The organism is Streptomyces sp. NPDC002130 (assembly GCF_040296465.1).
Taxonomy (GTDB): domain Bacteria; phylum Actinomycetota; class Actinomycetes; order Streptomycetales; family Streptomycetaceae; genus Streptomyces.
The window spans coordinates 1-7,648 of sequence record NZ_JBEOXI010000329.1 but is presented as its reverse complement, the minus strand read 5'-3'; the positions used below and the strand labels follow the sequence as shown (position 1 = coordinate 7,648).

Genomic DNA, 7,648 nt, shown 5'->3' with positions numbered 1-7,648 from the left:
GGGTCGCCGTCGGCCTGCCGGGGTCAGTGCCGGAGGCCATGAACGCGAAGGCCAGCAGGCGGCCGTCCTCGTCGACCAGGGTGCCCGCGAGGGCGTGGACGCCGGAGAGGGTGCCGGTCTTGGCGCGGACGACGCCGGATGCCCCGTCGCGGTAGCGGGCGGTCAGGGTGCCGGTGAAGCCGGCGACGGGGAGGCCGGTGAGGGCCGGGCGCAGCTCGGGGTGGGAGGGGTCGGCCGCCTTCGCGAGCAGGGCGGTGAGGAGGCCGGGGGTCAGCCGGTCGGCGCGGTCGAGGCCGCTGCCGTCCTTGAAGGCGGCGCCCTTCAGGGGGAGGCCGAGCTTGCCGAGCTGGGAGCCGATGGCCTGACCGGCCCCGGCGAAGTCGGCCCGGTCGCCCGTGGCGATCGCCGTCTGGCGGGCGAGGGCCTCGGCGATGTCGTTGTCGCTGTTGGTCAGCATGCGCTCGACGAGGGCGGAGAGCGGGGGTGAGGAGACGGCCGCGAGGGTCTCGGCGCGGGTCGTGGCCTTGGACGGGCCGGGGGCGGTGGTCTTGATGCCGTGCGACGTCAGGAAGTCCCCGAACCGGCGGGCCGCGTCCGCCGCCGGGTCCTTCACCCGCTCGACCGGGCCGCTCGCCGAGTCGTTCGTGCGGCCTTCGTCGGCCATCAGCGGGCTGACGAGTGCGAGGTTGGGGTTGTCCCCGATCGGGTGCTTTTCGTCGCCCGCGTAGAGGGTCGTGTCGTAGGAGAGGGTCACCTCGCGCACACCCCGGTCCGCGAGCGCGGCGGCCGTCCGGGCGGCCAGGGTGCGCAGACTCGCCGAACCCTTGGCCTTCTCCCGGGCGGTGAGCGTGGGGTCGCCGCCCCCGACCAGGACGACTTCCTGCGTGTCGGGCTCCAGCGCGGCGCGGGTGGTGAGGCGGTGGCCGGGGCCCATCGCGGACAGCGCGGCGACGGCCGTGGCGATCTTCGTCGTGGAGGCCGGGGTGAGCCCGGCGCCCGCGCCGGAGCCGAACAGGCGCCGTCCGGTGGTCACGTCCATGACCGCCGCGGCGGGCCGGGGGCCGAGGGCCGGGTCCTTGAGCAGGGGGCGCAGGGCGTCCGCGAGGGCCTTGCCGTCCGGGGCGGACTTCACGGTGCTGACGCCGCCGAGGCCGGTCAGCACGGGTCCGGCGCTGGGGGCGGGCCGGGTCCGGCCGGGGGCGCCGGGGGCGCTGCCGTGATCTGTGCCACCCGCGCGGCCCAGGGCCACTGCCCGGTCCCGCTCGGCCGTACGCTGACCCGAGGAGTCCCAGGGACCGGCGGCGGTCACCACACCGGCGGTCAGTGCGAGTCCGGCGGTGGCGGCGCCCGCGGTGTACTGCCAGGTCTTCGGCCGCATAACCTGTGCGACCTGCGGTTTCCCGGCTCGGGCGAGCCGCGCGAGCCGTGGTTTCGTAGCCGCTGCGGCCCGGACCAGGCGCGGTCGTACGGCATCCGCGAACCGCACCACGTGCGGTTTCGCGGCCCGCCAAGGCCTCAGCTCTGGCACGACCACCAGCCCCTTTCGCGATCACACACCTGCGTGAGGGACACTTAACCACCAGAACTATGTGTTGATCATGGAGGAGCCACCGGTGGAGTTCGACGTCACGATCGAGATTCCGAAGGGTTCGCGCAACAAGTACGAGGTGGACCACGAGACCGGTCGTATCCGCCTGGACCGGCGACTCTTCACCTCGACCGCCTACCCGACCGACTACGGCTTCGTCGAGAACACCCTCGGCGAGGACGGCGACCCGCTGGACGCGCTGGTCATCCTCGACGAGCCGACGTTCCCGGGCTGCCTGATCCGCTGCCGGGCGATCGGCATGTTCCGCATGACGGACGAGGCCGGCGGCGACGACAAGCTGCTGTGCGTGCCGTCGACGGACCCGCGCGTGGAGCACCTGCGGGACATTCACCACGTGTCGGAGTTCGACCGCCTGGAGATCCAGCACTTCTTCGAGGTCTACAAGGACCTGGAGCCCGGCAAGTCGGTCGAGGGTGCCGACTGGGTGGGCCGCACCGACGCCGAGGCCGAGATCGAGCGGTCCTACAAGCGATTCAAGGACCAGGGCGGTCACTGACCTCCTCTCCTGATGCTGACGGGCCGCACGCCTGCGTGTGCGGCCCGTTCGTCCGTCTGTGCGCATACTGAGGCTGTGGGGGGTACGAGGCTGACGTGTCGTACAGGGAGCGCCAGGCAGTGACGGACGCGGAGGACCGCAAACCGAGGTCGGACGAGGCGAGGAGTGCGTTCCTGCCTCCGGCCGGGACCGGCGTCGACGGGGACATGTCGACGACATCGGAGTTCGCGATCCCCGAGGGGCTGGCCCTGCACAGAACGGCCGGTGCGGAGTCCGACACGACGTCCGAGTTCGCCGTGCCGCACGGGCTGGACGTCCACGCGGCGCCGTCGGTGGAGCAGGAGGGGTCGGCTTTCACCCCGCCGAGCACGTACAGCTCGAAGCACGCCCCGTCGGCCTTCACACCGCCGAGCGGGATTCCCGTGGTCAGCCTGACCAAGGACGTGCCCTGGCAGGACCGGATGCGCACGATGCTGCGCATGCCGGTGGCGGAGCGGCCGGCGCCGGAGACGAGCCAGCGCGGCACCGACGAGAGCGGGCCCGCGGTGCCCCGCGTGCTCGACCTGACGCTGCGTATCGGCGAGTTGCTGCTGGCGGGCGGTGAGGGCGCCGAGGACGTGGAGGCGGCGATGTTCGCCGTCTGCCGGTCGTACGGCCTGGACCGCTGCGAGCCCAACGTCACCTTCACGCTGCTGGCGATCTCCTACCAGCCGTCCCTGGTCGACGACCCGGTCACGGCGTCGCGGACCGTGCGCCGCCGGGGCACGGACTACACGCGGCTGGCGGCCGTGTACCAGCTGGTGGACGACCTCAGTGACGACGAGACGGCGGTCTCCCTGGAGGAGGCCTACCGGCGGCTGGCGGAGATCCGCCGCAACCGGCACCCCTATCCCGGCTGGGCGCTGACCGGGGCGAGCGGGTTGCTGGCCGGTGCGGCCTCCGTGCTGGTGGGCGGCGACCTGATCGTGTTCGTCGCCGCGGCGCTGGGCGCGATGCTCGGTGACCGGCTGGCGTGGCTGTGCGCGGGGCGTGGGCTGCCGGAGTTCTACCAGTTCACGGTCGCCGCGATGCCGCCGGCCGCGATCGGGGTCGCGCTGACCATCGGCCATGTGGACGTGAAGGCCTCCGCGGTGATCACCGGTGGGCTGTTCGCGCTGCTGCCCGGGCGGGCGCTGGTGGCGGGTGTGCAGGACGGTCTGACGGGCTTCTACATCACCGCGTCCGCGCGGCTGCTGGAGGTTCTGTACTTCTTCGTCGGCATCGTCGCCGGTGTGCTGCTGGTGCTGTACTTCGGCGTGCAGCTGGGCGCGCGGCTCAACCCCGACCAGGCGCTCGGGGCCTCCGACGACCCGCTGATGATGATCGGCGCGTCGATGCTGCTGTCACTGGCGTTCGCGGTGCTGCTCCAGCAGGAACGATCCACCGTGATGTGGGTGACCCTGAACGGCGGTGTCGCGTGGATCGTCTACGGCGCGATGCACTACGTGGGGGACATCTCGCCGGTGGCGTCCACGGCGGCTGCCGCGGGGCTCGTGGGGCTGTTCGGGCAGTTGCTGTCCCGGTACCAGTTCGCCTCCGCCCTGCCCTACACGACGGCGGCGATCGGGCCCCTGCTGCCGGGTTCCGCGACGTACTTCGGACTGCTGGCGATCGCGCAGAGCGAGGTGGACGAGGGGCTGGTGTCGCTGTCGAAGGCGGTGGCGCTCGCCATGGCCATCGCCATCGGGGTGAACCTCGGGTCCGAGATCTCCCGGATGTTCCTGAGGATCGGCTCCGCGGAGAAGCGGCGGGCCGCCAAGCGCACGAGGGGTTTCTAGCGCCGAGGAGGTCGGGGCTGGGGCGTACGTCGGCGGCCGCGGGCCGGTGGGGGTGTTCGCGCAGTTCCCCGCGCCCCCAGGACAGTCGGTTCAGTAGCCGTTGTTGTAAGGCCCCTGCTGCGTACCGTACGGCTGCTGGTGGCCGCCTTGCTGCTGGTGGCCGTAGCCCGGGGCGGGCTGCTGGTGGCTGCCCTGCTGCCCGTAGCCCGGGCTCTGCGGGTACTGGTTGTAGTACTGCTGGTCGTTGTAGCCGTTCTGGTTGCCGTACGGCTGCTGCGGCTGCTGGTGGTGGGGCGGCTGGTCGTCGGGGGTGATGCGGCGGAGCTGGGTCGTCGCGTCGTCCATGGCGGGGGGCTGCTGCCGCCGCTGTTCGGGGGCCTCGGCCGCCGCGCGCTTCTTCTTCGAGCGGTCGCGCAGGTACTCGATGATGATCGGGACGATGGAGAGCAGGACGATCAGGATGAGGATCGACTCGACGTTCTTCTTGATGAAGCCGATCTGGCCGAGCCAGTAACCCGCGAGCGTGACGCCGGTGCCCCAGGCGATGCCGCCGATGATGTTGTACGTGAGGAACGTGCGGTACTTCATGCGGCCGGCGCCGGCCACGATGGGGGCGAAGGTGCGCACGATGGGGACGAAGCGGGCCAGGACGATCGCCTTGGGGCCGTACTTCTCCATGAACTCGTGGGCCTTGTCCAGATTCTCCTGCTTGAAGAGCTTGGAGTTGGGACGGTTGAAGAGCTTCGGGCCGAGGAACTTGCCGATCATGTAGCCCACTTGGTCGCCGATGACGGCGGCGAGCACGATCAGCGTGCAGACCAGCCACAGCGGCTGGGTGATGTAGGTGCCCTCGGCCACGAAGAGCCCGGCCGTGAAGAGCAGTGAGTCGCCGGGCAGGAACGCGAAGAGGCCGGACTCCGCGAAGACGATGAGCAGGATGCCGGGCAGGCTGAACGTCGAGATCAGGTAGTCCGGGCTGAGCCACTCGGGGCCGAGCGCAAGCGTGGTCACGGGGATGTGGCTCCTGCTGCAGTGGGGTACGGGCGGGGGCTGGCTGCCTCAAAGTATCAACGCAGCCGTCATGGCCCAGGTTCCATGGGCGTACTCAGGATGCACTGTGCGCGGTCCCGGTCAAAGCTGTGCACCATGGGCATCGATGAGTACGGCGGCGGACAGGGCCCGGAGCCCGAGGTTCTCGTCGTCACGACGAACGACGTACCCGGCTACCACGTGCGGGAGGTGATCGGCGAGGTCTTCGGCCTGACCGTCCGCTCCCGGCACGTGGGAAGCCAGATCGGCGCGGGGCTCAAGTCGATGGTCGGCGGTGAGCTGCGCGGGCTCACCAAGACGCTGGTGCAGACCCGCAACCAGGCGATGGAGCGGCTCGTCGAGCAGGCACGCGCGCGTGGCGCCAACGGCATCCTGGCGTTCCGCTTCGACGTGACGGAGGCGGCGGACGTCGGCACCGAGGTGTGCGCGTACGGCACGGCGGTGGTCCTGACCCGGGAGTGAGGCACTCCCGGGCCGGGGATCAGGAGGTGTGGCGTGCCGCGTTGGCGGCGATCGCGTCCTTCAGGTGCTCGGCGAGACCCGGGCGCATCCCGTCGTAGAACGCCTTGAAGCGCTCGTCGGAGACGTACATCTCGCCGAGGCAGCGGTGGAGTTCGTAGGAGCAGGCGTAGTACCACGTGCAGATGTGCTGCCGGTGCTCCTCCGCCAGGGCCATGGCCGCCTCGCCCGCGGGGGGCTCGTCCGCCGCCATCAGGGCGCCGTAGCGCTCCGCCCAGTCGGCGGCCTCGGCCTGGATGCGCTTCCAGTCCTCCTTGGTGTAGCGCGCGGTGCGGCGCTGCGACTCGGCGTACTCGTCCGTGCCGCCCCAGCGCGCTTCCGCCTCGTCGGCGTACTGCTCCGGGTCCTTGCCCCCGAAGACCTCGAACTTCTCCTCGGGCGTGAGGTCGATTCCCATCGTGCGTGCCTCCATGGCGTGCTCCACGGCCGCCGCCATCTTCTGCAGCGTCTCGATCCGGGCGGTCAGCAGTTCGTGCTGCCGGCGCAGGTGCGCGCGCGGATCCCCCTGTCCACGGGCCAGGTCCTCGAGCAGGGCGGCGACCTCGTCGAGCGGGAAGCCGAGCTCCCGGTAGAACAGGATCTGCTGCAGCCGGTCGAGGTCGGCGTCGCTGTAGCGCCGGTGCCCCGCGTGGCTGCGTCCGCTCGGGACGAGCAGGCCGATGTCGTCGTAGTGGTGCAGGGTGCGCACCGTGACGCCGGCGAAGCCCGCGACCTGTCCCACGGAGTAGCTCACTTCCGCGCCCTTCTTCTTCCGTCTTCTTCCGGGCTCCACGATCGGGCCTCACGCCACGTGAGGTGCAAGCGTGTTTGCGATTTGTCCACTTTGAGGCGTTTATGGTGTGCGCGTGGTCCAGGATCCCGCGCAGCAGGCGCCCTCCGTCACTCCCGCGACTCCCGCCCGCGCGCTCTTGCCGACGATCCTGCCCGCTCTCGCCGTGGGGATCATGTCCAGCCTGGTCCTGGTCGGGGTCGAAGTCGCCGCCGAGCAGCTCCAGGAGGTGCTCTGGGGGCCGCTGCCCGACGCGCTGGGGATCGGCAGGTACTCCGTCGCGTGGATGTTCGTGATGCTCTTCGCGACGGGGGTCGCGGTCGGGCTCGTGGTGTGGAAGGCGCCGGGGCACGCCGGTCCGGATCCGGCGACCGTCGGGCTCGACGCCCCCGTGCTGCCGCCCGTCGTGCTGCCGGGGCTGGTGCTGGTGACCATGCTGATGCTCGCCGGCGGGCCCAGCCTCGGCCCCGAGAACCCCGTCATCACGGTGAACGTCGCCCTGGCGGCCTGGCTGGGCGCCCGTCTCGTGCCACGGGCGCCGGGCCGGGTCTGGCCCGCGCTCGCCGAGGCGGCGACCATCGGTGCCCTGTTCGGCACGCCGGTCGCGGCGGCCCTGGTGATCTCCGAGGCGCTGGCCGTGCGCGAGACCCGCGGACTGCTGTGGGACAACGTCTTCGCCCCCCTGATCGCCGGCACGGCCGGTGCCCTGACCGCCACCCTCATCGACCATCCGAGCTTCGACCTGAACCTGCCCTCGTTCGGCCGGCCGGGCTGGAGCGACCTGCTGGCGGCGATGGTGGTCGCCTCGGTGGCCGCCCTGCTCGGCATGGCCGCCGTGCGGGCCTTCCCCTACGTCCACGGCGCCTTCCGCCGGCTGCGCCACCCGATGCTGATGCTCCCGGCGGGCGGCCTCGTGCTGGGCGCCCTCGCGGCCCTGGGCGGCCATCTGACGCTGTTCAAGGGGCTCGACGAGATCGCCGAGCTCGCACGGGACCCGGACAGCCGGTCGGCCGGGGAGTACGCCCTGCTGGCGGTCGTGAAGCTGGCCGCGCTGCTGGTCGCCGCGTCCTGCGGCTTCCGGGGCGGGCGCATCTTCCCGGCGGTGTTCGTGGGCACCGCCCTCGGTCTGGGCGCCCACGCCGCGGTGTCCGGGGTGCATCCCTCGATCGGCGTCTCGGCCGCCGTGCTCGGACTGCTGCTGGCCATCACCCGGCAGGGCTGGGTGAGCCTCTTCGTCGCCGCGGTGCTGGTCGCCTCGCCGGGGATCATCGCCCTGCTCTGCATCGCCTCGCTGCCGGCCTGGCTGCTGGTGACGGGCCGGCCGCAGATGCAGCTGCGCAAGGACGGCACGTCGGTCCGCTGAATCCCCTGTCGATGCTCCCCCTGCA

7 protein-coding genes are annotated in these 7,648 nt (G+C 71.6%); 4 read left to right on the top strand and 3 right to left on the bottom strand.

The window, feature by feature from the left end; translation table 11 throughout:
• Positions 1-1,534: D-alanyl-D-alanine carboxypeptidase/D-alanyl-D-alanine endopeptidase (gene dacB / locus ABT116_RS37140; RefSeq protein ID WP_351643412.1), on the bottom strand; the 1,534-nt coding region annotated here is incomplete at its 3' end.
• A gap of 79 nt (positions 1,535-1,613) precedes the next feature.
• Between dacB and ABT116_RS37135 the strand changes: the two genes are divergently transcribed.
• Positions 1,614-2,105, top strand: coding sequence for an inorganic diphosphatase (locus ABT116_RS37135; RefSeq protein WP_007452023.1), 492 nt, complete (start codon positions 1,614-1,616; stop codon positions 2,103-2,105).
• 119 nt (positions 2,106-2,224) lie between these two features.
• A complete protein-coding gene (locus ABT116_RS37130) occupies positions 2,225-3,922 on the top strand; it encodes a threonine/serine exporter family protein (RefSeq protein ID WP_351643409.1) in 1,698 nt (565 codons plus the stop codon).
• A gap of 90 nt (positions 3,923-4,012) precedes the next feature.
• Here ABT116_RS37130 and ABT116_RS37125 read toward each other — a convergent pair whose 3' ends face one another.
• Positions 4,013-4,933 carry a DedA family protein gene (locus tag ABT116_RS37125; RefSeq protein WP_351643405.1) on the bottom strand — a complete coding sequence of 307 codons (921 nt, stop codon included), beginning with the start codon at positions 4,931-4,933 and terminating at the stop codon, positions 4,013-4,015.
• A 135-nt stretch (positions 4,934-5,068) separates the two neighbouring features.
• Between ABT116_RS37125 and ABT116_RS37120 the strand changes: the two genes are divergently transcribed.
• Positions 5,069-5,434 (top strand): YbjQ family protein, encoded by a 366-nt coding sequence (locus ABT116_RS37120; protein ID WP_031110265.1) that lies wholly within the window; start codon positions 5,069-5,071, stop codon positions 5,432-5,434.
• Between the two features lie 19 nt (positions 5,435-5,453).
• On the opposite strand, the gene ABT116_RS37115 is transcribed toward ABT116_RS37120, so the two are convergent.
• Positions 5,454-6,224 (bottom strand): MerR family transcriptional regulator, encoded by a 771-nt coding sequence (locus ABT116_RS37115; protein ID WP_351643402.1) that lies wholly within the window; start codon positions 6,222-6,224, stop codon positions 5,454-5,456.
• Positions 6,225-6,336: 112 nt separating this feature from the next.
• Between ABT116_RS37115 and ABT116_RS37110 the strand changes: the two genes are divergently transcribed.
• Positions 6,337-7,623: an ion channel protein gene (locus ABT116_RS37110; RefSeq protein WP_351643399.1), complete on the top strand. Its 1,287-nt coding sequence runs from the start codon at positions 6,337-6,339 to the stop codon at positions 7,621-7,623.
• Positions 7,624-7,648: the final 25 nt, after the last annotated feature.

What these genes read in the sequence shown, in the direction of transcription:
- ABT116_RS37120 (WP_031110265.1), top strand. Translation starts at nt 5,069, where the DNA reads ATGGGCATCGATGAGTACGGCGGCGGACAGGGCCCGGAGCCCGAGGTT.